This window comes from Planktothrix sp. FACHB-1365, from assembly GCF_014697575.1.
Lineage (GTDB): Bacteria > Cyanobacteriota > Cyanobacteriia > Cyanobacteriales > Microcoleaceae > Planktothrix.
This window is the reverse complement of the sequence record NZ_JACJSC010000002.1, coordinates 177,425-203,319: the sequence shown is the minus strand read 5'-3', so window position 1 is coordinate 203,319 and position 25,895 is coordinate 177,425. Positions and strand designations below refer to the sequence as shown.

Genomic DNA, 25,895 nt, shown 5'->3' with positions numbered 1-25,895 from the left:
AGTTAGTGATGTTCAAATCATGTGTATCATTTTAGTTTTCAGGTTGCTAGTTTAACGGTTGCTATTCCCGATTTGGGATCGTTGACTTCTGAATATTCAGTTAGGACGAGTTTGATATTTGATCTTTAACTTAACCCTCGTTCACCGTTGCCTTGAGTTCGTGAAAAAAAAGAATTCAGTTCCATGAACTTTCGCTACTCATCATCATACACAGTTTTCCCTGGCAGAACATTAACTTTCTTTAAAAGTTTCTTGTATTTTTTTTGCAATTCCTTAAGAAATTATGCTTGATGCAAGTTTTGCACTCAAATTTTATATTAGTCTTCAAATGTCAGTATTTCTTGATACAAATTATAAACAAAATACCACTTAATCTTAATCCTACCCCAAAAAACTAAAATTTTTCAGGTAGTCCTGGGGGTTTATGTAAAAAATCGTGACAAAATAAGGTGCATCGTTATCTACATCTCAAGAATATGTACGAAAAGATTACTCCACCCACCACAGGCGAGAAAGTCACCTTCAAAAACGGCGAACCCATTGTTCCTGATAATCCGATTATTCCCTTCATTCGCGGAGATGGCACCGGAATTGACCTCTGGCCTGCTACAGAAAAAGTTTTGGATGCGGCTGTTGCTAAAGCCTACGGAGGTCAGCGCCAAATTAGCTGGTTTAAAGTCTACGCTGGGGACGAAGCCTGCGAACTATACGGCACTTATCAATATTTACCCGAAGACACCACCACCGCCATCAGGGAATATGGGGTTGCCATTAAAGGGCCATTAACCACGCCCATCGGCGGCGGAATTCGGTCTTTGAATGTGGCCTTACGGCAAATTCATGATCTATATGCCTGTGTTCGTCCCTGTAAATATTACACCGGAACGCCTTCTCCCCACAAAACTCCTGAAAAATTAGATGTAATTATCTATCGGGAAAATACCGAGGATATTTATTTAGGAATTGAATGGCGTCAAGGAACGGAAATCGCCGAAAAATTAATTAATATTCTGAATACGGAGTTAATTCCGGCGACTCCTGAACATGGGAAAAAACAAATTCGTCTTGACTCTGGAATTGGGATTAAACCCATTAGTAAAACTGGTTCTCAACGGTTAGTTCGTCGTGCCATTTATCAAGCTTTGCGTCTGCCTAAAAATAAACAAATGGTGACGCTGGTGCATAAAGGCAATATTATGAAATACACTGAAGGAGCTTTCCGCGATTGGGGTTATGAACTGGCAACTACGGAATTCCGCAACGAATGTGTCACCGAACGGGAATCTTGGATTTTAGGAAATAAAGAGAAAAATCCCGATCTTTCTATTGAAGATAATGCCAAGATGATTGATCCGGGTTACGATTCCCTAACCCCTGAGAAAAAAGCCGAAATTTGTCAAGAAGTGGAAGGGGTTATCAACGCGATTTGGGAAACTCACGGTGAGGGGAAATGGAAGGAAAAAATTATGGTCAATGACCGCATTGTTGATAGTATTTTCCAACAAATTCAAACCCGTCCTGATGAATATTCTATTCTGGCTACGATGAATTTAAACGGGGATTATTTATCCGATGCTGCCGCTGCAATGGTCGGGGGTTTAGGCATGGGGCCAGGGGCAAATATTGGCGATGAATGTGCTATTTTTGAAGCGACTCATGGCACAGCACCGAAACACGCCGGCTTAGACCGTGTTAACCCTGGTTCTCTGATTTTATCGGGGGTGATGATGTTAGAATATATGGGTTGGCAAGAAGCGGCAGACTTAATTAAAAAAGGGTTAAGTGGTGCGATCGCAAATCAAGAAGTCACCTATGATTTAGCCCGATTAATGGAACCTCCTGTTGAACCGTTGAAATGTTCAGAATTTGCCGATGCAATTATTAAGCATTTCGATGATTAATTCCGTAGTGAGTCCTTTAGGACTCTGATGAAGCCCTGAAGGGCTTACTACTATTGTAGTGAGTCCTTTAGGACTCTAATTAAGCCCTGAAGGGCTTACTACGAAATTTAACTGAATAATTCATTAATGCTAATACTAAAGCCTAATAAAATAATTTGTGTATTAACAATATCACCCGCTTTAAACGCTAAGGTTTGATTTTCAGTAATAATTAAAACGCGATGATTTTCGGGAAACACTAACCAAACTTCCTGACAACCGGACTCTAAATATTCACTGGCTTTAGCAAATAAATCCTCCGCCGCATCACTCGGAGAGGCAATTTCAGCTAGAAGGGGAGGACTTTGGGGTAAGGTAGGAAACTCCCCAAATTCTGTTAATAATTCGGGTGTGAGATAGGACACATCAGGACGTCGCCCTTGTTTTAATGTGCGACAGGGAAGTTCCGTGTAAACATCTCCTCCTTGTCCTGATTCAATCGCATAATTACCCCAATAACGACCTAACCGACATTGAATTCGACTATGTTTGATTGTCATTCCGGTTGTCTCCACAAGTTTCCCATCCACCCACTCTTGATGATCGGGGGGATTTGCCATAAAATCTTCTAGGGAAAAGGTTTTGGTTTCAGTGACAGTAGCGATCGCCATATTCATTCATTCGCCTTGGCAGGACTGACCAATATTATTATATCAAATCGGGATATAATGTCATCCTATCTTGATCTAATTCAATCTAAATTAACGGGATTAAGTCTATTGTGAATAACCCAAATCCGGGAGTAAATCAGGTTGTTGGGAAGCATTTACAGCCAAGCGATCGCAACATTCATTTTCTTCATCTCCAGCATGACCTTTCACCCAAAGAAATTGCACTTGATGTTGTTGAGAAATATTGAGTAATCTTTCCCATAAATCGGGATTTTTAGCAGATTCTTTGGGATTACGTTTCCAACCATTTTGTTGCCATTTCTTCGCCCATCCTTTGCACATTGCATCGACTAAATAGCGAGAATCTGTATATAAATTAACAGCACAAGGAAACTTTAAGGCTTCTAATCCGATAATTGCCGCCATTAATTCCATGCGATTATTGGTGGTGAGTTGATAACCCCCCGATAATTCCTTGCGATGGGGGCCATACATTAATACGACGCCATATCCTCCTGGCCCTGGATTACCACTACAGGCTCCATCGGTATAAATTGTAACTTCTTTTAAAGGGTCGTTCATAATCCCATCGTTGAAACCTGACACCTGACATCCGTTGCGCTATCATAAACAACAGACGTTAAGTTTTGTTGCATACCCTTGACTGCCAGTATTAGAAGACTCGAACCCGTTACTCAACCAACTGCTTGGCATCGTCTTCGGTGTCGATGGCAGGGGGATGAAGCTATTGTTAAACAAGGACTACCCCACAGTCAACTGTCTCCCCCTTGGCAAATTTTGCTATTAGGAGATGGTTCTCCGACTCGACATTTACAACTGTTAACCGGGGAACCCACAGAGGTTGATGTGATTGATATGTCAGCCATTGGCATCAGTACGGATAACGCCCCAGATCAGATTTTAGCCGTTCCTGGCCCCCGTGTGCGCCGTCAAGTGTGGTTAAGAACCGCATCAGGACAACGGTTAGCCTACGCCACTTCTTGGTGGGAAGCCAGTCATGTTGATGAATATTTACAAAATCGGTCGTTACCCATCTGGGCGAGTTTAGCACGATTACGGACGGAACTTTATCGGGATGTGCAGGGAATTTATTATGGCGATAGCAAAGCGTTAGAATTAGCCTTTGGCGAATCAGGGCCATTTTGGGGACGTCATTATTTATTTTGGCATCATGGCAAACCGTTAACTTTAATTTATGAAGTTTTTTCCCCTTATTTAACTCAATATTTAGGACAAACAGGAAACTGTTAATTGTTGGCAGAAGAATAGATCTGTGGAACAGGCATCTTGCCTGTTAATTAAGTGGGGTGTCAAAAGTTAATAATTTCCTCCTCTGGATTTGATCTCCATTCCCGTCTATTTCAGGTTAGAATAATCCCAATAAAACTCACAAAATTTTTCAAAAGGGAGAGGAGGACTAATAAAATAGCCTTGAATGAAATCACAACCTTGTTGCGCTAAAAAATCTTGTTCTAATTGGGTTTCGACTCCTTCAGCAATCACTTTAAAATTAAGTTGACGAGCAAGTCGAATAATCGCAGAAACGATAGCAGAATTTTTATTATTTCGAGTAATATCTTTAATAAAACAGCGATCAATTTTTAAAATATCAAACAAGAAATTTTGAATATAACTTAAAGAAGCATAACCTGTTCCAAAATCATCAATCGCAATTTCAATTCCTAATTCCTGTAACTGTTTAAATTTTTCTAAGGTTAAATTAATATTATGAACCAAGACACTTTCTGTTAATTCTAATTTTAATCGTTGAGGTTCTAAGCCTGTTTGATCTAATATTGAGCGAACCTCTGGAACAAAATTATCATCATTCAGTTGAGTAGCTGAAATATTAATTGAAATTTCTAAAGAAGGAAGTCCAGAGTATTTCCAAGCAACAGCTTCAGTACAAGCGGTTTTTAATATCCATTTACCCAAAGGTATAATCAAGCCTGTATTTTCAGCAATGGGAATAAATTCTATGGGCGAAATATTTCCCTTTTGAGGAGATATCCACCGAATTAACGCTTCCGCACCCACAATTTTCCGGGTTTTTAAATCAACTTGAGGCTGATAGTAAAGACTAAATTCATTATTTTCTAAAGCTTTAGCTAATTCTAAATCTTGTTTGGTGAGTAAGATAATTCGACATTCTTCTAATTGCATTACTTTTCGTTCTAATATTTCTAAAATGCCATACAATTCTAAAGGGTCTAAGACCTGAACTAAATTACTCTCAGTGATAATTCCTTGTAATTCTCCTTGTTCACCCACGACAGCTAATCGTCTGATTTTATGTTTTTGTAAAATTTGCTGTGCTGTTGATAAAGTTTCTATGGATTTAACTGAAAATAAAGGAAAACTCATGACTGTCTCGGCGGTGAGATTTTGTAAATTCAGTTCTAAAGCTTGCAGTTGTAAAATATCTCGTTCTGTGACAATTCCGACCGGATATAAAAGTCCGTCTTGTTCGACAACAACAACAATACAACTAATATTATATTGAGCTAAAATTTGGGCAACTTCTCGAACTGGAGTAAAGGGATAAACCGTCATGACATGACGAGTCATGACTTCTGAAACTTGACGAAACCTTAAAAAATGGTGATGATTTAAAACTTGTCGTAAGCTCGTTAAGGTAACTAAACCTAAAACTTTTTTCTGTTGATTAAGAATGGGTAAGTGGCGAATTTGAAAGCGACGCATCATATTATAGGCTACAAAGACATCCGTAAATTCTTCATGGTTTAAAGTAATTACGGGTTTTACCATCACTTCTTTAACCGTTGTTTGAGAAATATTTTCCCCTTTAACTGCTAATTTAACCGTATCTCGTTCTGTTAAAATTCCTACTAATTCTTCATTTTCCATCACCAATACACATCCAGCAGACTGAGAAGGAAAATTTGCATTTTCAACCAAATGAGGAGCTTCTGAGAGTAAGCATTGTTGTTTATTGCTTTGATTCATTGCCAGGAGTGCCTGCAACAAAGGTGTATCGGGGGTAACGATAGCGCAAGCAGGAATAATTGCATTTTGGAGATTAATCATTTCATCTAGCATTTGAAAACTCATGGAATTTGGTGGACTTTATGGCAAGGAAGTAAAATTCATTATTCATATTATGACTCTATTTTTTGCTTTTTAAAACTAATCTAACTTAATTAGGGTCAATGATATCACCCCAGACCTAATCGTTAAGGTATCTTTTTGAAAGAGGCTTGGGGATATTTAGCTAGGAAACCCCTCAACCAGTTAACATATATTGCGTAACTCTTAGCTAGAATAGAGGTCTAAAGCCCAACAATGGGTGTTGAGTTACGATCTTCGCAGCTTACCGTAGGTTACTGCTTAAAAAAAGTTGCCAAAAATTGATGTTATTGGTTATAATTGCTAAAAAGATTTAATATAGAAGGAGATCATCACTACAATGTACAAAGTTATCCAAGCAACTTGTAATAATGGTAATTTGATCCTCTCTGAAAAATTGAGTGATCAATGGGAAGGAAAAAGTTTTAAAGTTATTCTTGTGGAAACGGATGAAATTGAGATCAAAAAACAACGATTTTTTGAGTTTGTAGATCAACATTCCTTTACTCTCCCAGATCACTATCAATTCAATAGAGAGAAACTTTATGAAAGATAAGGTTTTATTAGATACTAACCTCTGGGTTTATCTTTACTCCCAAAATTCACCGAATAAGTCTGTTAAGGTGAGAGAATTAGTTAATAATAACTTTACCTCAATCATTATTAGCACTCAGATTTTGGGTGAATTCTATAATGTTATGACCAAAAAGAAGTTGAAACCCCAAGATGAAGTTAAAAAAATTATTTTGGAGATGGTGACAAATTTTACTATCGTGGAAATAGATGTTTTAAAAGTGATCACAGCGTTAGAGATTAATTCTAAATACGGTTATACTTATTGGGATAGTTTAGTTCTGGCTACAGCTTTACAACACAATTGTAATATTTTATATTCAGAAGATATGCAAGCCAATCAACTCATTGAACAAAAAACAATAATTATCAATCCATTTTTAGTAACACCATTACAGTAAATAATTAAATGAGCCCTTCAGGGCTCACTACGAGGTTTCACGCCGGGTTATGATGGGAGAATTAACCTAAGTTTAAATCGGTGACAGCACCAATACTGCTCGATGAAACTAATTTTGCATATTTGGCTAAAACTCCTTTTGTATAACGAGGTTTTGGAGCTTGCCAAGTTTGACGACGTTGGGCTAATTCTTCATCGGAAATATTAACTTGCAGTAACCGTTGATGAGCATCAATTGTGATGCTATCTCCCTCTTGAACTAAACCAATATTACCGCCAACTGCTGCTTCAGGAGCAACATGACCGACCACCATTCCGTAGGTTCCTCCAGAGAAACGGCCATCAGTAATTAATCCGACTTTATCGCCTAAACCCGCCCCAATAATTGCCGAAGTTGGCGCTAACATTTCCCGCATTCCTGGCCCGCCTTTCGGCCCTTCATAACGGATAACAATGATATCGCCAGCGTTAATTTTTCCGGCTAAAATTGCATCCAAACATTCTTCTTCAGATTCAAAAACCCGTGCTGGGCCAGTAATCACAGGATTTTTAACTCCGGTAATTTTAGCAACGGAACCTTCTGTGGCTAAATTGCCTTTTAAAATCGCTAAATGTCCTTGAGCATACATAGGATTATTCCAAGGACGAATTACATCTTGGTCGGGGCTAGGTTCGGAGGAAACATCAGCTAATTGTTCGGCTACGGTTTTTCCGGTTATTGTTAAGGCATCCCCATGAATTAAGCCTTTTTCTAATAGCATTTTCATGACTAACGGAATACCACCCGCTTTATGTAAATCTGTCGCTACATAACGACCACTGGGTTTTAAATCACATAAAACTGGAACTTTAGCGCGAATTTCTTCAAAATCATCAATGGTTAATTCAACCCCAATGGCATTGGCAATGGCTAATAAGTGTAAAACTGAATTCGTTGAACCGCCGACGGCCATAATCACAGCGATCGCATTTTCAAAGGCTTTTCGGGTTAGAATTTGACGAGGAAGAATGCGGTTTTTAATGGCATCTCGTAATACATAAGCTGACTTTTCTGTACTTTCGGCTTTTTCCTCATCTTCTGCTGCCATTGTAGAGGAATACATTAAACTTAACCCCATCGCTTCAATCGCAGAAGACATGGTATTTGCGGTGTACATTCCGCCGCAGGAACCCGCCCCTGGACAGGCGCGACGTTCCACTTCAATTAATTCTGTATCATCAATTTTTCCAGCACTATATTGTCCGACGGCTTCAAAAGCACTAACAACGGTTAAATCTTTACCCTTATAATGTCCGGGTTTAATCGTTCCACCATATACAAATATCGAGGGAATATTCATCCGAGCAATCGCAATCATCGCCCCCGGCATATTTTTATCACAACCGCCAATTGCTAAAACTGCATCCATACTTTGGGCGTTACAAGCGGTTTCAATTGAATCAGCAATAACCTCTCGTGAAACTAAGGAATATTTCATTCCTTCAGTCCCCATAGAAATGCCATCACTAACGGTAATTGTTCCGAACATTTGTGGCATCGCTCCCGCTTGTTTGAGGGCGGTTTCTGCGCGCAATGCTAGGGTATTAATCCCCATATTACAGGGGGTAATTGTGCTGTAACCATTCGCAATTCCAACGATGGGTTTGGTAAAATCTTGATCTCCAAATCCCACCGCCCGTAACATAGCACGGTTGGGGGTGCGTTGAGTTCCCTGGGTAATCGTTTGACTTCTAAAGTTATCGGACATGGATAGTTCCTCGGACTTGTGGGTTGTGTTCCAACGGTTCAACGACGTTTTTTTGTAGCGTTGTTCCTCGCTGTAAACCCGTTTTTGATCTCGTTATTATTATCTCAGAAAACGTGATAAATTATCAAGGATTTTATGAATTGACCTAATTGGCTGAGTAATCCATTGATTAATTTTAATCCAGCGATAGCAAAAATTTCAATTATTATTCCGGTTTTAAATGAAGCCGAAAATATTGAGTCGGTGATTTCTGGGATTCAAAATGCAGAAAATATAGAGATGATTATTGTGGATGGAGGAAGCCAGGATAATACGGTAGAGATTGCCCAAGGTTTAGGGGTGAAAGTCATTGTGACCCAACGGGGACGAGCACTACAAATGAATGCAGGAGCAAAGATAGCAACGGGGGAGATTTTATTATTTTTACATGGGGATACTCAATTACCTTTGGGGTTTGAACAGGACGTTAGAAAGATTTGGGTTAATTCTAACATAATTGCGGGAGCATTTCAATTAAAAATTAATGATCCTGAATTCAGTTTAAGGGTAATTGAAAAAACGGTATTCTGGCGTTCAAAATATTTACAAATGCCCTACGGAGATCAAGCTATTTTTCTTAAAGCTTCTACTTTTTGGGAAATTGGGGGATTTCCTGAACAACCCATTATGGAGGATTTTGAGTTAATTCGTCGTTTAAATCCTTTAGGAAAAATTGAGATTTTGTCATGTTCTGTGATGACTTCAGGACGACGATGGCAAAAGTTAGGAGTGTTCAAAACAACGTTAATTAATCAATTAGTTGTGATTGGATATTATTTGGGAATTTCTCCTGTAAAATTATCTCAATGGTATCGCAGAGAAAGAACCACAAAGACACTAAGAAACGAAGAAAGAAACAAGGAACATTAAGGGGTTATTTCCCCTAGTTACCAGGTTCGACCCATTGATTACAACTTCAGTTTAGAGTCCACATTCCGCAGATATTTAAGCCAATCTAATTGAAGATAAAACTTAGTGAATAAGTCCCTAAATGATTGCATGATAATCATTATTAAAAGAGGCTTCAGAAGAGGGATATTGCTGATCACCTTCTTTAACATTAAAAGCCACGGTTTTGAGTTGAGATTTTGCTTGACAACAACTCTACAGAAAGCCCTCTCTACATTTAGCGAAGGTTTTGTTAGAGAAACCGGGTTTTCAGCAAGCATAACTATAGCGCATAGTGCTATAAATTTTTGGGGTCTTTAGCCACTGCAAAGTGCATAAGTCCCCCAACGCTGGAAATAAATAGGAATAGCTGATATAACAATCTGGAGAAGACGTTAATATGGAAACTTTTCTAAAAGATACATTGATATCTTCAAGCTTCCTATTCGACCCAGTTTCAAAATTTTCTGCTCTCTTAAAGCCAGCACAACTATTGGATTCAGTTGTGTCTCAGCCTGTCGGTTTCGCCAGTTTAAATCCTAGTGAAAATCTTTTACCGCCATTCATTGTAGAAGAGCCCCCCTTGGGAAATCAAACGTTACAAGATCTTCTCATCGGTATAAAACCCGAACTTGACATCATAAATTTCCCAAAAGATCCAATTATTGATGACTTGAACCCTTTTTCAGAAGGATTAGCCGATTTACAAGTTAGTGTCACTGCACCGGAATCAGCAACAGCCGGAAGCGATCTTACCCCAATAAAAGTAACCGTAAAAAATGCCGGAAAAGCGATTGCTAAAGGAACCCAAACCGCAGGTTCTAATGGTTATATGGTCGATTTAGTGCTTTCTAGTGATCAAAACATTCCACCTGGATATTCGATTTACTCCCCCAATTATACTGAAGATGTCTTATTAAAAGGCGGACGAATTAGCAATACCCCCGACTTAAAACCTGGAGAAGAATATACCTTTCCCGATGAAATGGGTGGACTTCCCCTGGATACGCCTAACGGAGGTTATTACATCGGCGCGCAAATTGATCCAGGTCAAGTCATTTCTGAATTAGATGAAAAAAATAATTTCGCCTTTTCACCCATCAAAATTGACGAGCCAAAAACCGATGGCGCACCCGATTTAATTGTCTCTTCTTTCCAAAAAACAGGGGATGTGGTTATTAGTGAAGGACAAGCGACCTTACCTGTCAAAGTCGTAGTTAAAAATCAAGGGGATGGGGTAGCCGACTTATTCAAAGTCTCCGTTGAATATACAACAGAAGATAGTAGTTTTCCCTTCACCGTTGCCTTTAGTGCTGATGATACCAGTGAGGTGAATCCTGATTTATTTTGGTATCCTTTTACTCGCAATTCTTTAGCACCGGATCAAGAAGTTACGTTTACTGGAAAATTAATATTTGCTAATGATGAAGTTGCCACTGAACCCATTACCTTAGTCGCAACAGCAGATAGCACGTCAGGCGATGAATTTATTCCTGAGTTTGGGCGAGTCGAAGAAAGCGATGAAAATAATAATCAATCGCCTCCTGTTCCGCTAAATTGGGAAATACCCAAACCGATTATCAAAATGTCGGAAGTTCCCGGTGTTAAACTATTACCAAAACCCGAAAAAGTGGCGGAAGGAATTTGGTTTTTAGGAACGGGGCCAAGTCCAGACGAATTGCGTTTGTTATTACCCACCAATATTAATGCGGCAGATACCACCAATACCGATCAACTACAGCCTGGGGGTTCCTTGGGATTAAACTTAGAAGGAGAGGGTCTTAATATTGGTGTCTGGGAAGCCAATGAAAACACCGCAGGAGCCGCATGGGTACGGGATACCCATCAAGAATTAGTAGGACGAGTTACCTTTGGCGATGGGGGAGGCAGTTTTAGCAACCATGCCACCCACGTTGCGGGAACTATTGCCGCCGCTGGGGTAAACCCTTTAGCAGAGGGAATGGCTACTCAAGTCAATCTTCGCAGCTACAATGCGGATAAGGATATTGAGGAGATGAATACTGATGCCTATTTACTAGCGGCTTCCAATCATTCTTATGCACGCCCTACAGGATGGACGATGGGATTAGATTGGGAAATTGGTGATGTTGATACTTGGTTTGCCAATCGGACGTTAGGCACTGAAGATCCGAAGTTTGGTCAATATAGTGATTATAGTCGGGATATTGATCAAGTTCTCTATAATAATCCCAAATTTCTCAGTGTTTGGGGGGCTGGAAATGATCGGATTGAAAGGTTTTTTAATCTACAAGGAAATAATACTTATGTGACGTTTTTATCCTCTCCCCCTCCTGGTGCGACGGATTTCGGAGAGGGATATTATCTTGTTTCGGATAGCATCCTGTCTACACCGCCAAGAGACGGGGATGGAGGAACAGGATTTGATTCTTTACTCCGCTCTTCTGTTGCTAAAAATCAGCTAACTGTTGGTGCAATTCGGGATATTACCGTTGATCCCTATACAGCAACGAATGTGAGGATGTCTAGTTTCTCCTCCTGGGGGCCAACGGATGACGGACGGGTAAAACCGGATGTGGTTGCTGCTGGAACCACATTAATTCCCTCGGATGCAGCAATATTTTCCTCTGAAGCAGATTCAGATAGCAGCTATGGCTTCATGTCGGGTACATCAGTAGCAACACCGAACGTCACCGGAACAGCCGCGCTGTTGATTGAACATTATCAAAATCTGTTTTTGGGAACCCCCGCCAGCGCTACGACAAAAGGTTTGTTGATTCATACGGCTTTTGATGCCGGGAATCCTGGGCCAGATTATCGCTTCGGTTGGGGTTTGGTGGATGCTGCCGCCGCCGCTAATTTTCTCACCAATGCGAGTCCGAGTTCAGGAGGAACCACTGATTGGCTACTGGAAGACCGCTATTCAGGAACAGAACAAACCTTTACCTTCACTTCTGATGGTACTACCCCTCTGAAAGCCTCTTTAGTTTGGACTGACCCGGTTAATCCTTCCCTCCCTGGAATAGGTTTGGATGACTCAACTTCAGTGCTGATGAATGATTTAGATCTCCGCATCACTGGGCCAGATGGAACCTCTCTGCCCTGGACATTAGATCCCAGTAATCCCAGTGCGAATGCCGTTCAAACCACAACAAATCATGTTGATAATGTGGAACAAGTGTTAATTAATGCACCCACTCCTGGGGAATATACGGTTCATATTAGTCATACGGGGGAATCGTTTAATCAAGATTATTCCCTGTTCGTGAGTGGGGCAAGAGTGGGAGGAAGCAGCGATATTATGGAAATTTCTGTCCCGCTTTCGGATATTATTGAGTTTCGGCCCCCCCATATTGGCGGAGATACGGATACGGATTTTGATGGCAATGGCCCCGGTCTGAATTTTGAAACCTCTGTGAAATTCAATCCCTATACAATTTGGACGGAGTTAGAAACTCAGTTTCGAGAAACCCGATCTGATTGGACAACCTTTAGTAATATGGGATCTCCTCAACAATCGATTGTGTTAAATGCGGCTGAACGGTTCCCCGGATGGGAAATTATTTCCGTTGCAGGCCCAGACGGGGTGAGACTATTTGATGAGTTGAGTGTGGTAGAACCCAATAATGATCATGATGTTGACACCTATGAGGGTGATGATATTGTGGAGCGATATGAAGTCCAAGGGGACATTGATGGTGGAGCATTTGGTGGGTCGGATGATCCTTGGGTATCCGTCTTTTTCAATGATCCGTTAACCGTTACCTTAAGACGAATTTAACAAAACCCCAAAAGAAGTCCTCACCCTTGACTCGAAGCGGGGTGGGGATGAATTTTGGAAAAACAAAAAGTGCGATGAGCATCTTGACAATCCAAAACTTCGTTTGTTAGCATTTTATCGTAAACACGATTCATGGTAAGATGCTGAAAACAGTCAAAGTCAGAATCTATCCCACAGTTCAACAACAGGAGTTATTAGCTCAGGCTTTTGGCTCGGTTCGTTGGCTGTGGAATCGTTTTTTGAACTTGACAAATGAAACCTATCAGCAAACCGGGAAAGGATTGTCGCGTTACGACTTACAAAAACAATTACCCGATCTAAAGAAAGAATATGAATGGTTAAAAAACACCTACAGCCAATGCTTGCAAGTTGTTTGCTTAAACCTTAGTCGAGCATTCATTAACTTCTTTGAAAGACGTGCAGACTATCCCCGATTCAAATCTAAACACGGGAAACAATCTTTATCTTATCCTCAAAACGTAAAAATCAGCAAGGTTTTTGCTGGAACTTGCTCCTTTAACCAACCTCAGAGGGTGGGGTCACTACAATAGGGATTTTCTTCAAAGCGAACCGTCACAGGTAAATGAGTTGCCATATCCACAATCTTGTAGATTTTTCCGGCTAAGACCGTGGGTTGCTGTTGTAAGCTTTTGAGATGACCAAACAACGCTTTGAGGGTCGAATCTAGCAACGAGAAAAGTGGTTATCCTATTAATATAAAAGCACCCCAGTTTTTAGGATCAGGATGGGTTTTAATCATTTGTAACATCGCTTGACGTAAGGCTTGGGCGTAATCTGGATTTTGTTGTAATTCTTGATAAAAGGTTTGCATCAATTCCATTGTTCTTTGATCATCAACACTCCATAACGTGACCATTAAATTTTTAACGCCTGCGGTTATTAAAGCACGAGATAATCCTAAGACTCCATCACTGGTAATCTTTCCAGAGGCGGTATTACAGGCACTTAATACTAATAGATTGGCGTTTAGTTTTAAATTCATAATTTCGGCGGTTGTTAGTAAGCCATCAGCTTGATTTGAAGCAGAAAGTGCGATCGCACCCGGAAGTCCTGATCCTGTAAAATCATTGAATAAGCCATGAGTTGCTAAGTGAATTAATTTAGCATCTTTCATTAAATTAATAACAGCAGTTTCAGTAGCTTTTTCTCCAATTAAGGGTTGAGTTTTGAGGAGATTAGCAATCACTTTTGCTTCAGTTTCAGTAGCAGGAAGAGACTGAATATCGATTGGCATTTTTGGATTACCAACGACTAAAGCCGTTTTTACACTGTGTTGAGAGGTCGGATATTGACGGGTTAATTGTAAAGCTTGAATGGAGGGATTCATTCTAATTGTATGGGATTCAATTAAATACCGACCGTTAGCATCATTTAACGCTGCAAATGGAACTAATAATAGTTCTTGATGGGGAATAAAAATCACCTGTTCTTCTGGAGTCTTTGGCAGTAAATCTGTAATGGGTTCAATAATAATTTGGTATAAATCCTGTAACTTTTTATTACTAATATTTTGCCGAGGAATATTAGAAACTTCTGTACCAATTCCAGTTAAAGCATTATTAATTCGTTGGTCTTGGTTTCCTTGGGATATAAAAGTTAATAAATTATCTCCTAACTTGGGAAATTGTGTTAAATCAACGGAACGAAAATCAATCTTTCCAGTGGGTGTAATCACCCAAATTAATAACTCAGAATTTTTACCCTTTTCGTCAACTACTATCGAATATTCAACTAAGGTTGATTGTTGTTCTTGAGCAATTTGTTTAATTTGATTAATATTAGGAGAAGTAACATCAATTTTTTTGATGTCTTCAGGATCTAAATTTTTAGCTAATAATTCTACAAAGGCTCTGGATCTTCCCCGTTCAGAAATTTCTAATGCTTTTTCAATCTGATTTTGACTGATTAAAACTTGCTGTAAAATACTATAGGTATTAGCAAATCTTTCAAATAAAGCAATTTTATTTTCATCATTTAACCCCGGACGCAGGGTTTCAAATTGATGAATGGCAGTATAAAGGGTTTCTGTGGCTTGGGGAAGTTTACCGGATTGAAATTGAGCAACTCCTAGATTATTCAAAGTTATTGTTATGCCTAATCTCTCTCCGATTTGTGTTCTAACTTCTAACGCTTTTTGATAGGAATTAATCGCCGATTCATATTGATGTTGAAGTCGATACACTGTTCCCATATTATTTAACGCTTGTCCCATGAGTGATAAATCTCCTACTTGGGTTGCTAACTCTAACCCTTGTTGATAGAATTCTAAGGCTTTCGGATATTGTTCTAAACGGTCATAAACGGCAGCTAAATTAACTAAATTTTGAGCTATTCCTTGCTGATCTCCAAGTTTTTGAGAGATGGCTAAGGCTTTTTCAAACATTGGTTTTGCTGGCTCATATTGACGCTGATAAACATAATTAGATGCGATATTATTTAATAGAATAGCTTCTTCCCAAGGTTGCTTTAATTGCTGAAAAATAGATAAGGATTTTTCAAAAGAAGAGTGAGCTTTTTGATATTGTCCTAAACTTTGGTAAACTCCCCCTAAATTATTTAAAATATAACCTTGGGATTGGGTTTCACCTAAGTTTTCCACAATCTTTAAAGCGGTTTCAAAAAATTCTATGGCTTGGGGATAGTTCCCTTGTACACTATAAATTTGAGCAATATTAGTAAGACTTTGAGCACTCCCAGATTGATCGTTTAAATTTTGACGAATTTTTAAGGCTTTTTCCCCATACTCTAAGGCAGTTTCATACTGACCTTGATTACGATAGACTAATCCAATATCATTTAATATTCCGGCTTCACTGAGTTGATCTCCTAATGCTTGAAACTGACTTAATGCTTGTTTTAATGTTGTTAAAGCTTGGCTGAAGTTTCCTTGATCAATATATTGATTCGCTTGTTCATAAAGTTTCATCGCTTCCTGGGGGGTAGGAATAGCTAAAACTGAATTGGGTTTGTTGATCCCCAGAGCAGATGTAAAGGAAAGTAACAATGTCCCATAAAACGAAAAAAAGAAAGTTCGGCGTCGCATACTTGTTTATAATTAATTCTGACCTCAAAATTAATCCTAGTCTAATTTGAGATGTCTTTAACAGAATTTGATAAAAATTTGCAGCAACTGATTGCTCAAACTTGCCAATTTCCACCGAAAACCGTAGAACGTCAGCGAGGTTTAACCCAAATTTATCGGGTCATTCAAAAATCAGGTAAACTTTGGCAGGAAAATACATCTTATTATGCAGACGCATGGCAGAAAACCTGGTTATTTTTTTGTTTAAATTTATGTGAATCGGCTACAGGTAAATGTTATAATTCCGAATTAAGTAGTGTTATTACTTGGCTGAATAACCATCTAAAATGGGTTTTACATAATGAGAAAAGTAAAATCGAACAACAAACTAATCGGATGATATCGAATGAAATTTTAGTTGAAAATCAATTGATTAATATTTTAGAAACTCTCAAAGCTCCTGAAGATGTTCCACCCATGTTAGAAACGGTGCGAAAATGGGCGGAAAGTGATGTTACTGGGGAGTTACGCAATCATCATATTCGCGGACGAAAGGATGTTACCTGTCAACTGCTTATTTTACGACGTTTACCCCCAGAAACCAATTGGAAAGACTTATCTCAAGAATTGGGTTTACCCGTTTCTACCCTCAGCAGTTTTTATGAACGAAATTGTACAAAATATTTGCGTAAATTTGGCGAGGCTGAGGGATATCTATAATAAGAGGAAATTTAGGAGTGATGATCAAAAATTTGGAGTCTTTAATTTATGGTCAATAATCGTTTTCATCTTGACAATCAAACCTTACCAATGTTGATTCCGCAAACCGCCCACGAACAAGCGCGACAGTTTGCCCGACAACATCCAACTCCTGCTAAACGAGAGCAAGTTTATTTTAATACTTTAGCAGTTTGGATCGTGAATACTTATTTACAATGGATGGAAATTTCCACTGAACTTAACACCAGCGATAGTTGGAATCCAATTTGTCAATTAGGGAGCAATATTGCGGATTTAAAACTCACTGGAAAGGGTCGTTTAGAATGTCGTCCTGTACGAGAACAAGAGCAAAGTTGTTTTGTTCCGGCGGAAGTCTGGACAAATCGCATTGGTTATGTGGCTATCAGGATTTTTGATTCTTTAAAAGAAGCGGAAATTATAGGATTTGTTAAACAGGTGAATCAAGAAGAAATTCCTTTAACACAATTTCGACCTTTTGAAGATTTTTTTTCGGATTTAAACGTATTACAACGATTAGAATTTCCGATTAAACCTGCCCAGTTAAGTTTGTGGTTGGCTGATGTTTTTGAAGCCGGATGGCAATTCATTTCATCCGATCTTACCGATGAACAACAGGCGTTTGCTATACGGAGTTTATCGGGAGATCGAGAGGAAATAACTCAAGCGGCAAAATTAATCGATTTGGGAGTACAATTAGGACAAATAACGGTTGCTTTATTAGTCGCTTTTAATATAGAATCCGATGGCAGATTTGCGGTGAGAGTTCGACTGTATCCGATGGAAAATCAATTGTATTTACCCCCTGGGGTTCGGTTAATTTTACTCGGAGAATCCCAAGAAATCATGCAGGAAGTTCCATCTCGTTTACAGGATAATTATATTCAACTTCCTCGGTTTAAAGGACAACCCGGAGAACGGTTTCAAATCCGAGTAGTGTTCGGTGAAGTTGCTGTTACTGAGGCGTTTCAAATTTAAACTTGTAGAGATGTTGTGTATAATGTCTCTACAAATTATACTTGAATTAAGACTGTAAAACCAGAGATAGAATGACCGATAAAATTGTATTGTTAAACTTAGGGTTAGGGGATTTAATCGCAGGTTTTCCTGGGGTCACAGCGATGGTTTGGGACTCAGGAAATCCCTATCCGATGAAGTTTAATGGTAGTTTACCGAGTTGTTCAGAATTAATGGCGATCGCCCGTCGTTGGCAATTAATGTATCAAAGTCTCTATCAAAGTTTAGCGTTTCGTCCGAGAATTGAATTAGAAACTGAAGATATTACTCAGGTTTCTCAAGTAGAATTTGGGGATATTTGTCAGCAATATAAAAACTATTTCAATAATTGGTTAAATTCTCCTGAGTTTAGAAAAATTGATCAAAAATTACGTTCAATTTTACATCCTTCTGATAACATTCAATTAATCTTAGAAACCGATAATATTCCTGTTCGCCGTTTACCTTGGCATCAGTGGCAATTTTTCCAAGATTATCCCCAAGCTGAATTCGCTTTAAGTACCCCAGAATATCATCAACAATTTTCTTCAAATTCCCTTAAAACTCACCTAAGAATTTTAGCGATTTTGGGAGATAGTCGAGGCATTGATGTGAATACCGATCGTCAATTATTGACGACATTACCCAATGTAGAAACGGTATTTTTAGTTGAACCTTCCCGTGAACAATTGGATGAACAATTATGGAATCAACAGGGATGGGATATTCTATTTTTTGCTGGACATAGTTGTAGTTTTGATCACGAAGAAACGGGAGAATTTGCGATTAATCCTCAAGAACGAGTCGCCGTTAGAGACTTAATACCGGGGTTTAAAAAAGCCATTGAGCGAGGGTTAACTTTAGCGATTTTTAACTCCTGTGATGGGTTAGGAATTGCAACGGAACTTACCCAATTAAATATTCCCCAAATGATTGTAATGCGAGAACCAGTTGCGGATGCTGTCGCACATGATTTTCTCAAATTTTTTCTGCAAAAATTGATATCGGGAGACTCTTTTTATTTGTCAGTTCGAGAAGCTAGGGAACGATTATATATTCGGGAAAATCAGTTTCCTTGTGCGAGTTGGTTGCCTGTTATTTGTCAAAATCCGGCGGTTTTACCCTTAAAATTTAAACCTCAAATTCCTCAGAAGAAAGCTCAGTTTAAAAATAAATTAAAATCTTTATCTTCTTTTCCTATAGCTGTTAATTTATCGATTATAATCTTAATTATAGGGTTTCGATTTTTAGGAGGGTTTGAATTTTGGGAATTACACGCTTATGATCAATTAATGCGATCGCGTCCTCCTGAACAACCGGACAAACGATTATTATTAGTAACAGCTACCGAAAATGATATTCAAAATTTAAACGGAGAATGGCCGCTTACCGATCAAAAATTGAGCCAAGTTTTAAAAAGCTTACAACGTCATCAACCGAGAGTTATTGGGTTAAATCTTTATCGAGATTATCCTAAACCCCCAGGTAGTAAAGATTTTACTCAATTCCTAATAGATAACCCAAAGCAAGTCATGGTGATTTGTAAAGGGAAAAATCAGGATAAAGACGCAATTAACCCCCCCCTAAATGCAATTAATGATCAGGTTGGTTTTAGTGATATTCAAGTTGATTCTGATGGGGTATTACGTCGCCAAATTTTGTTTACAAATATTAATGATTCTGAAAACTGTAATCCTCAATATGGATTTAGTACCCGTGTCGCATTCAATTATCTTGACGATGAAGGGATTAAACCGGAGCGGAGTGACAATCTAAATATAATTATTTTAAATAATACCTTTTTTAAACGCTTAATCCGAGTCGGATTTTATTCTAAAAATAATATAAAAATGTTTCAAATTTTATTAAATTATCGTAACTCGGTTAAATTGGCAAAATCTGTAAGCGTAACAGAGGTTTTAAATCAAAAAGTAGACCCTAATTTAATTCAAGATAAAATCGTTTTGATTGGGACGACAGCAAGTTCCGGTAAAGGGGAATCTTGGTCAACTCCCTATAGCAAAAAACCTGTTCCTGGGTTATTTTTACAAGCAGAAATGGTGAGTCAAATTATATCGGCTGTATTAGATGGACGTGCATTAATCACAGTTTGGCCCATCAGTGTTGAACTCCTCTGGATTAGTTTGTGGTCGTTGTTGGGTGGGGGGTTAGCTTGGATCGTTCGAGATCAAGTAGGGTTGCTGGTGATTGTAGCAAGTGCTACGGGCGTGCTGTATGGGGTGTGTTGGTTGTTTTTAGTTCAGGGAGTTTGGGTTCCTTTAATAACACCCGGTTTAGGGTTGGTATTATCAACACTGCTCATCCGAGTGAAATAGTGAGGTCTATAATCGGAGAATCCCTCCCCTTTACAACCTATAAATATTGTATTACAATAAATTTTTGTAGTATTTGCATAAAGTTTACGATAACTCGCAATAGATAAGTAACGCAGAAACCGGGTTTCTCAAGAAACTCTGGAATTGGAAACCCGGTTTCTTGACTAGCATGACTAACCCAGAAACCGGGTTTCTCAAGAAACCTGTGTTACTTAAATCAAGCTGGAATTAGAAACCCGGTTTCTTGATCGTTCTTGTATTAAAAATAGCATTCATTTTTGACACTATTTCTCTAGTATATAGCGAAATTTCTTCAATGTAAAGCCGTCCTAAAAGAGCTTGCCCTGAGTCTGTCGAAGGGACGGGGTTTCTATCCCAAATTTCCGATGAATCTAACTCAATTGACAGTGTTCGCCTTTGTTTCAATTCATTTATTGTCTATTTTTGCCGATTTTAACTCGGTAACTCCACAAGTAAATACCTCAAATTCTCAGCAAGTAGCAACGGAATTTACACCCCCTGATACAGAAGAAGATAACAACCGAGAAGGTTCGGGGAGTCGAACAGGATGTCCAGCCGTCACGAAACCGTTAACGGCTATCATTCCTAATAGTAAAATAGATTTAACGTTATCCGCCTACCCGACATTTTGGGTTTATGTTCCCTATCAATCGAATGGTGAATCTCAAGCTGAATTTATTCTTTTAGATGATCAGGAAGAAGCGATTTTTAAAGAAAAAATAACCCTTTCAGGAACCCCTGGAATAATTAAGTTTAAACTGCCTCAAAATGCTCCCGCTTTAGAAGTAGGTAAGATCTATTATTGGCAATTTGCCTTTATTTGTAATCCCCAAATTAGGGCAGAAGATGATTATGTGCAAGGAGCAATTCAACGGGTTACACCCACAGCCGCGTTAATCAATCAGTTAGAACAATCCACAACTCCTTTAGAACAAATAGAGGTTTATGCCCAAAATAAATTCTGGTATGAAACTCTAACAATGTTAGGATCAATGCGGCAGGAAAAACCCCAAGATCCTCGAATTTTAAAAGAATGGAAGGAGTTATTAACCTCAATTGGCTTAGAAAATTTGGTAGAAGAACCGATTATATCTCAAGATTAAAACTTTCTAAATTGCTGTTAAAATTAGGGGAAATTAGATCTGTTTAATTGGGTTTATTATTCCCAATTTAATCCTTGATCTATTAACTTCGGTAAAAATTCTACTATTGGCATAAAGAGCGATCAATCTTTTCAACTTTAATATTTGTTCGTAAATAATCCCTTACCCAATTATCGCCGCCAGAAGCAATTAATTGACCGTCTGCACTGGTAGCAATATCCCAAACGGTATCCTGGTGGCCATACAGGGGTCTTAACAAAGATTGATTCCGTTGCCAAAGCTTGACACTACCATCATCACTGGCAGAAGCCGCCATCAGTCCATCACTTCTGAAGGCAATATCCCGAACAACCCCATTGTGTTTGCTTAATGTTTTCAGAAAAGTTCCGTCGGGTTGCCAAATTTTGACAGAATTATCATTACCACCCGTAGCAATATATTCACCATTATCGCTACAATCGACACCAAAGATTACATTGTCTGTGGGAAAAGTAGCCAGCAAAGTTCCATAATAAAAATACAGAGATTTTGTTCAGGAAATTGCTCAATTAATAAAATTTTAAAAAATTCATTAAATTTTTGAACTAAAGAAATTTCCTCTTGTTCTTGCCACCAAGTTTTAAAATTCAGTTTGCCAAAACACCCGAATCCTCGCAATAAATCCATGATCATTCCTTTATACCATTGTAAGGGAGTGGTATCTTGACTTCCAATGCGGGTTATATCGATAACCGCACAACAATATCCTTCAGTTTCGAGTTGATGTTTGGTTCTGACTAATAAAGAAGATTTGCCCATTTGTCGGGAATTAAAAATATAGCAGAATTCTCCAGATTTGAGAGCGTGATACAATTCATGATCACAAGAACGAACCACATAAGTTGGATCATTATTATGTAAGCTCCCACCGACTTGATATTGAGTAAGCATTCTCGGCTTTATTTCGATCAATTGGCGCGCTTATTTCTATTGTATAATGGATTGATAATTCAACTAAAATATTTTGTTTTTTGTTGGTTTCCGTTTATTACTAATTTTTTTTATAAGAATAAATCACTACAAATCAGCTAGGGACATAATAAGCGATCTCGTAGCGTGTCGTTAGGCGTATCGCTTTTTTCAACTTCAATATTAGTTCGTAAATAATCCTTGACCCAATTACAAGCATACTCTAATTCATTAACGTGAAGAATCTTATTGACATCCCACAAAATCACCCGGCGATCATCTCCTCCAGAAATCAAGAATTTACCATCCGCAGTAAAAGCCAGAGTCATTACCCATCCTTGATCTCCGGGTAAAGACTTGAGTAATTTTCCCTCTAAACTCCATAATTCCACCTGACTATCAAGACTTCCTATGGCGATAATTTGACCGTCAGGACTAAAAGCAATTTCCGTTAAATTCTCCCTCTCTGTTTGAATCGTTTTCAGTAATGTTCCATCTAGTTTCCACAGTTTCAGATTGCGATCTTGACAGACAGAAGCGATGAGATTTCCTTGAGGACTAAACGCAACTCCCCAACAAGCCGCTTTTGAATTTCTCAAAGTTTTCACGGGTTTACCATCAGCTTGCCAAAGTTTCACAGTACCATCTTGACTGCTAGAAACCAGGAGTTGACCGTCCCGACTAAAGGCTAATCCTCCGATTCTTTCCTGATGAGCCTTAATATTATGCAAAAGTTTGCCATCTAAATTCCAAATTTTAATCGTTCGATCATCTCCTGCTGTAGCGATGGTTTTGCCATTAGGAGCGATCGCCAGGGCAAAAACAGTAGCCTGATGTCCTTTAAATGTTCGCAACAGTTTAACCGGAGATTGATCTCGATTGCTAACATCCCAAAGTTGTACCGTATAGTTATTACTCCCTGTCACCATTAAACGACTATCTGGACTGAAAATTACAGCGCGAAAACTAGATTGAGGTTGTTCAACAGTTTGCCACAATTTGCCATCCGTGTACCATAGTTTCAGAGTATTATCTTCACTGGCGGTCGCAAATAATTTACCATCAGGACTGGTGGCAATATCCCAAATGGTATCTTTATGATCGTAAAGGGGTTTTAACAGATATTGATTGCGTTTCCAAAGTTTGACAGTGCGATCGACACTTGCGGAGGCTATCATCAAACCATCAGAACTCATGGCAATATCTCGAATGGCTGAATTATGTTGCTTTAAGTCTCGAATAAAAGTTCCATCAATGTGCCAAACTTTTACCTGATTATCTTTGCCTCCCGTAGCAATATATTCACCTCGACAATCAACCCCCATAACAGCATCATTGCTATTAAGTGTTTTGACTAAAGTTCCGTCAGTTTTCCAAATTTTAGCGGTGCGATCGCCACTTCCTGAAACCAGTAAATTTCCTTGGGAACAAAACGCCACATCCCAAACCGCATTCTGATGTCCTTTGAGGGTGTGAAGTAACCGACCGTCAAGACTCCAAAGCTTCACGGTTTGATCCAGGGATGCAGAAGCAATCATTTGACCATCGGAACTAAATGCTACATTCCAAACGGGGAGTTGATGTCCTTGAAATGTGTGCAATAATTTGGCATTAAGATCCCATAATTTGATCGTTTTATCTGTACTTGCAGAAGCAATTTGTTTACCATCTGGACTAAACGCTACTCCCCACACCGGGGTTTGATGAGCTTGAATTGTTTTAATTAAACTCCCATCAACTCGCCAAAGTTGAACCGTCCCATCTAAACTTCCTGAAACAATCTGTTGACTATCAGGACTGAAAGCCAAGCGAGTCACGGCTGTAGGATGGTTTAAGGTTTGCAATAACTTGCCATCTCGCTGCCAAATTTTAACCGTATGATCCATACTGGCAGTGGCAATCAATTGATCGTTAGGACTAATTGCCACACCCAACAAAACACCTTTATGGCCGATTAAACGGTTAAATTCGTTGGTTCCATAAACGGTTTTTCTTAAGGCAATTTCTACATTTTCTTGGGTTTGACCATCGACATTTCCTAAACTATCTAATCTGCGTTTGGCTTTAATGGCATCAATCATCGCGTCTAATTGGTGATTGGAGGCAAATAAACCTTGAGAAGAGGATACTAAGGCTTTAATTTCGCTAATTCTAGCTTCTCTATTACTAATTCGAGCTTTTTTATATTGTTGAAATGCCAAGAATCCTAAGCTAGAAGACAGGAAAAATGCCAGACTAATCGCTCCTAATAATAATCTTTGTAATCGGGTATTTTTTTGTTCTTCAATAAACTGCGCTTCAATTGCTTTAGCTCGTTCGAGTTCTAATTTTTGTTGGCTTTCTTGATAATCAATATTTTGGGATGCACTGAGAAAATTATAATCTAAATCGCTTAAACTTTTCCCGTGTGACCAAAGTTGAGCATCTTTTAAGGCTTGTCCTCTTAATAAACGGGATTCATCTTGTTGACCCGATGCAATCCAAGCGTCAAAGGTTTGAGAATAGGGGCGGAGTTTCGCTAATTGTTCTTGTACCCACTCTAAATTAAAGACTTCTTGATAAATTAAGTTTCTAACTTTTAAATATCCCTGATCTTTAATCATTAAACCGGATAAGAATAATTCAATTTGTTCCCGACTATCATTGGTTTCAATGTCTTTCCCTTGCAGAATCGTTTGGTAAATTCCTAACAATCTGCCTGCATTTTTGGGGTTATGAATTAGCCGATCTCGGATGGTTCTGAGGTGTTCGGGTTCGTCTTGAGATTCCCATTTTTCAATCATTTGCGATCGCAGGATTTTTTTGATCCAAAGATTCAAACTATTTTCAGCTATAAAATCAAAATTTTGCTCGTAATTTAACAGTAATAATTTTAATAACTTTTGGGTTAAAAAAGGTTGCCCGTTTGTCCAGTTTAACACCTCTTGCAGAACCACTTTAGGCTGTTCAAGAACTTGGATTAATCCTTCAGCTAATGGAGTCGCTTCTTCTAAGGTAAATCCGGTTAAATTAATGGCAGTTCCAATATTAAACGGGGTGCGGGTTTTATCTGCGATTAAATCCGAGGGAGTCGCTACACCAAATAAGGCAAAGGTTAAGCGTTTATAGGCGGGATTGATGGCTCGTTGATTATAGCAAGCTCGAATCAAGGCAAAAAAATCATCAATGGGAAATTTTAAACTCAGAAAACTATCAATTTCATCAATAAAAATACACAGATTTTGTTCAGGAAATTGCTCAATTAATAAAATTTCTAAAAATTCATTAAATTTTTGTAATAAAGAAATTCCCTCTTGTTCATTCCACCAGGTTTTAAAATTGAGTTTGCTAAAACATTGAAATCCCCGCAATAAATCCATCATCATTCCTTTATACCATTGTAGCGGCGTGGTATCTTGACTGCCAATTTGGGTCATATCAATTACAGCACAACAATATCCTTCGCTTTCAAGCAAATGCTTGGTTCTGACTAATAAAGACGATTTGCCCATTTGTCGAGAATTAAACACATAACAAAATTCTCCGGCTTTTAAGGCGTTATAAAGTTGGTGGTCGCAGGAACGAACCACATAGGTTGGGTCATTATTCTGTAAACTTCCACCAACTTGATATTGAGCTAACATGGGGCATTTTAGAGGGATAA

At 38.7% G+C, this 25,895-nt stretch carries 19 protein-coding genes and 1 pseudogene; 11 read left to right on the top strand and 9 right to left on the bottom strand.

Annotated elements, in window-relative coordinates:
* Nucleotides 1–476: 476 nt before the first annotated feature.
* Nucleotides 477–1,901, top strand: coding sequence for an NADP-dependent isocitrate dehydrogenase (locus H6G57_RS05165; RefSeq protein WP_190516574.1), 1,425 nt, complete (start codon nucleotides 477–479; stop codon nucleotides 1,899–1,901).
* Nucleotides 1,902–2,008: 107 nt separating this feature from the next.
* Here H6G57_RS05165 and H6G57_RS05160 read toward each other — a convergent pair whose 3' ends face one another.
* Complete coding sequence (locus tag H6G57_RS05160) at nucleotides 2,009–2,557, bottom strand: Uma2 family endonuclease (protein ID WP_190516572.1); 549 nt, start codon at nucleotides 2,555–2,557, stop codon at nucleotides 2,009–2,011.
* A 99-nt stretch (nucleotides 2,558–2,656) separates the two neighbouring features.
* A complete protein-coding gene (gene rnhA / locus H6G57_RS05155) occupies nucleotides 2,657–3,133 on the bottom strand; it encodes a ribonuclease HI (protein WP_190516571.1) in 477 nt (158 codons plus the stop codon).
* A 90-nt stretch (nucleotides 3,134–3,223) separates the two neighbouring features.
* Between rnhA and H6G57_RS05150 the strand changes: the two genes are divergently transcribed.
* On the top strand, nucleotides 3,224–3,823 hold the full coding sequence (locus H6G57_RS05150) for a chorismate lyase (protein ID WP_309235700.1): 600 nt from the start codon (nucleotides 3,224–3,226) through the stop codon (nucleotides 3,821–3,823).
* 105 nt (nucleotides 3,824–3,928) lie between these two features.
* Here H6G57_RS05150 and H6G57_RS05145 read toward each other — a convergent pair whose 3' ends face one another.
* Entirely contained in the window at nucleotides 3,929–5,644 is a 1,716-nt protein-coding gene (locus H6G57_RS05145) for an EAL domain-containing protein (RefSeq protein WP_190516567.1), read from the bottom strand.
* A 355-nt stretch (nucleotides 5,645–5,999) separates the two neighbouring features.
* Between H6G57_RS05145 and H6G57_RS05140 the strand changes: the two genes are divergently transcribed.
* A complete protein-coding gene (locus H6G57_RS05140; RefSeq protein WP_190516565.1) occupies nucleotides 6,000–6,215 on the top strand; it encodes a hypothetical protein in 216 nt (71 codons plus the stop codon).
* A complete protein-coding gene (locus tag H6G57_RS05135) occupies nucleotides 6,205–6,633 on the top strand; it encodes a PIN domain-containing protein (protein WP_190516564.1) in 429 nt (142 codons plus the stop codon). Before H6G57_RS05140 ends, H6G57_RS05135 begins: the two co-directional genes overlap by 11 nt.
* Before the next feature lie 61 nt (nucleotides 6,634–6,694).
* Here H6G57_RS05135 and ilvD read toward each other — a convergent pair whose 3' ends face one another.
* Entirely contained in the window at nucleotides 6,695–8,380 is a 1,686-nt protein-coding gene (ilvD, locus tag H6G57_RS05130; protein WP_190516562.1) for a dihydroxy-acid dehydratase, read from the bottom strand.
* 165 nt (nucleotides 8,381–8,545) lie between these two features.
* Between ilvD and H6G57_RS05125 the strand changes: the two genes are divergently transcribed.
* The 3 genes and pseudogenes from H6G57_RS05125 to H6G57_RS05115 all read left to right on the top strand — a co-directional run.
* Entirely contained in the window at nucleotides 8,546–9,289 is a 744-nt protein-coding gene (locus tag H6G57_RS05125; protein WP_199313993.1) for a TIGR04283 family arsenosugar biosynthesis glycosyltransferase, read from the top strand.
* A 523-nt stretch (nucleotides 9,290–9,812) separates the two neighbouring features.
* Entirely contained in the window at nucleotides 9,813–13,067 is a 3,255-nt protein-coding gene (locus H6G57_RS05120; protein ID WP_190516560.1) for a S8 family serine peptidase, read from the top strand.
* 140 nt (nucleotides 13,068–13,207) lie between these two features.
* Nucleotides 13,208–13,555, top strand: a pseudogene (locus tag H6G57_RS05115) (RNA-guided endonuclease InsQ/TnpB family protein); the annotation flags it as partial.
* A 38-nt stretch (nucleotides 13,556–13,593) separates the two neighbouring features.
* Here H6G57_RS05115 and H6G57_RS05110 read toward each other — a convergent pair.
* A complete protein-coding gene (locus tag H6G57_RS05110) occupies nucleotides 13,594–13,758 on the bottom strand; it encodes a hypothetical protein (protein ID WP_190516559.1) in 165 nt (54 codons plus the stop codon).
* Between the two features lie 12 nt (nucleotides 13,759–13,770).
* Complete coding sequence (locus H6G57_RS05105) at nucleotides 13,771–16,131, bottom strand: CHAT domain-containing tetratricopeptide repeat protein (RefSeq protein ID WP_190516557.1); 2,361 nt, start codon at nucleotides 16,129–16,131, stop codon at nucleotides 13,771–13,773.
* A gap of 51 nt (nucleotides 16,132–16,182) precedes the next feature.
* Here H6G57_RS05105 and H6G57_RS05100 point away from each other — a divergent pair, with 51 nt between their 5' ends.
* The 4 genes from H6G57_RS05100 (at nucleotide 16,183) to H6G57_RS05085 (ending at nucleotide 21,304) form a co-directional block, all read left to right on the top strand.
* Nucleotides 16,183–16,830 carry a sigma-70 family RNA polymerase sigma factor gene (locus H6G57_RS05100; protein WP_190516555.1) on the top strand — a complete coding sequence of 216 codons (648 nt, stop codon included), beginning with the start codon at nucleotides 16,183–16,185 and terminating at the stop codon, nucleotides 16,828–16,830.
* A gap of 48 nt (nucleotides 16,831–16,878) precedes the next feature.
* Complete coding sequence (locus H6G57_RS05095) at nucleotides 16,879–17,826, top strand: DUF1822 family protein (protein WP_190516554.1); 948 nt, start codon at nucleotides 16,879–16,881, stop codon at nucleotides 17,824–17,826.
* 71 nt (nucleotides 17,827–17,897) lie between these two features.
* Nucleotides 17,898–20,180: a CHASE2 domain-containing protein gene (locus H6G57_RS05090; protein ID WP_190516552.1), complete on the top strand. Its 2,283-nt coding sequence runs from the start codon at nucleotides 17,898–17,900 to the stop codon at nucleotides 20,178–20,180.
* Between the two features lie 386 nt (nucleotides 20,181–20,566).
* Nucleotides 20,567–21,304: a DUF928 domain-containing protein gene (locus H6G57_RS05085; RefSeq protein WP_190516551.1), complete on the top strand. Its 738-nt coding sequence runs from the start codon at nucleotides 20,567–20,569 to the stop codon at nucleotides 21,302–21,304.
* Between the two features lie 103 nt (nucleotides 21,305–21,407).
* Here H6G57_RS05085 and H6G57_RS05080 read toward each other — a convergent pair whose 3' ends face one another.
* From H6G57_RS05080 to H6G57_RS05070, 3 genes are all read right to left on the bottom strand, one after another.
* Entirely contained in the window at nucleotides 21,408–21,806 is a 399-nt protein-coding gene (locus H6G57_RS05080; RefSeq protein WP_190516549.1) for a WD40 repeat domain-containing protein, read from the bottom strand.
* On the bottom strand, nucleotides 21,776–22,234 hold the full coding sequence (locus H6G57_RS05075; RefSeq protein WP_190516548.1) for an AAA-like domain-containing protein: 459 nt from the start codon (nucleotides 22,232–22,234) through the stop codon (nucleotides 21,776–21,778). The genes H6G57_RS05080 and H6G57_RS05075 overlap by 31 nt, the downstream gene beginning before the upstream one ends.
* Nucleotides 22,235–22,371: 137 nt before the next feature.
* On the bottom strand, nucleotides 22,372–25,875 hold the full coding sequence (locus tag H6G57_RS05070; protein ID WP_190516546.1) for an AAA-like domain-containing protein: 3,504 nt from the start codon (nucleotides 25,873–25,875) through the stop codon (nucleotides 22,372–22,374).
* Nucleotides 25,876–25,895 lie beyond the last annotated feature (20 nt).

Excerpts from the sequence above, each read along its gene's own strand:
- ilvD (WP_190516562.1), bottom strand. The coding sequence starts at position 8,380 with ATGTCCGATAACTTTAGAAGTCAAACGATTACCCAGGGAACTCAACGC.
- rnhA (WP_190516571.1), bottom strand. The coding sequence starts at position 3,133 with ATGAACGACCCTTTAAAAGAAGTTACAATTTATACCGATGGAGCCTGT.
- H6G57_RS05100 (WP_190516555.1), top strand. The coding sequence starts at position 16,183 with ATGTCTTTAACAGAATTTGATAAAAATTTGCAGCAACTGATTGCTCAA.
- H6G57_RS05070 (WP_190516546.1), bottom strand. The coding sequence starts at position 25,875 with ATGTTAGCTCAATATCAAGTTGGTGGAAGTTTACAGAATAATGACCCA.
- H6G57_RS05165 (WP_190516574.1), top strand. The coding sequence starts at position 477 with ATGTACGAAAAGATTACTCCACCCACCACAGGCGAGAAAGTCACCTTC.
- H6G57_RS05075 (WP_190516548.1), bottom strand. The coding sequence starts at position 22,234 with ATGCTTACTCAATATCAAGTCGGTGGGAGCTTACATAATAATGATCCA.
- H6G57_RS05140 (WP_190516565.1), top strand. The coding sequence starts at position 6,000 with ATGTACAAAGTTATCCAAGCAACTTGTAATAATGGTAATTTGATCCTC.
- H6G57_RS05105 (WP_190516557.1), bottom strand. The coding sequence starts at position 16,131 with ATGCGACGCCGAACTTTCTTTTTTTCGTTTTATGGGACATTGTTACTT.
- H6G57_RS05145 (WP_190516567.1), bottom strand. The coding sequence starts at position 5,644 with ATGAGTTTTCAAATGCTAGATGAAATGATTAATCTCCAAAATGCAATT.
- H6G57_RS05095 (WP_190516554.1), top strand. The coding sequence starts at position 16,879 with ATGGTCAATAATCGTTTTCATCTTGACAATCAAACCTTACCAATGTTG.
- H6G57_RS05135 (WP_190516564.1), top strand. The coding sequence starts at position 6,205 with ATGAAAGATAAGGTTTTATTAGATACTAACCTCTGGGTTTATCTTTAC.
- H6G57_RS05090 (WP_190516552.1), top strand. The coding sequence starts at position 17,898 with ATGACCGATAAAATTGTATTGTTAAACTTAGGGTTAGGGGATTTAATC.
- H6G57_RS05160 (WP_190516572.1), bottom strand. The coding sequence starts at position 2,557 with ATGAATATGGCGATCGCTACTGTCACTGAAACCAAAACCTTTTCCCTA.
- H6G57_RS05085 (WP_190516551.1), top strand. The coding sequence starts at position 20,567 with ATGAATCTAACTCAATTGACAGTGTTCGCCTTTGTTTCAATTCATTTA.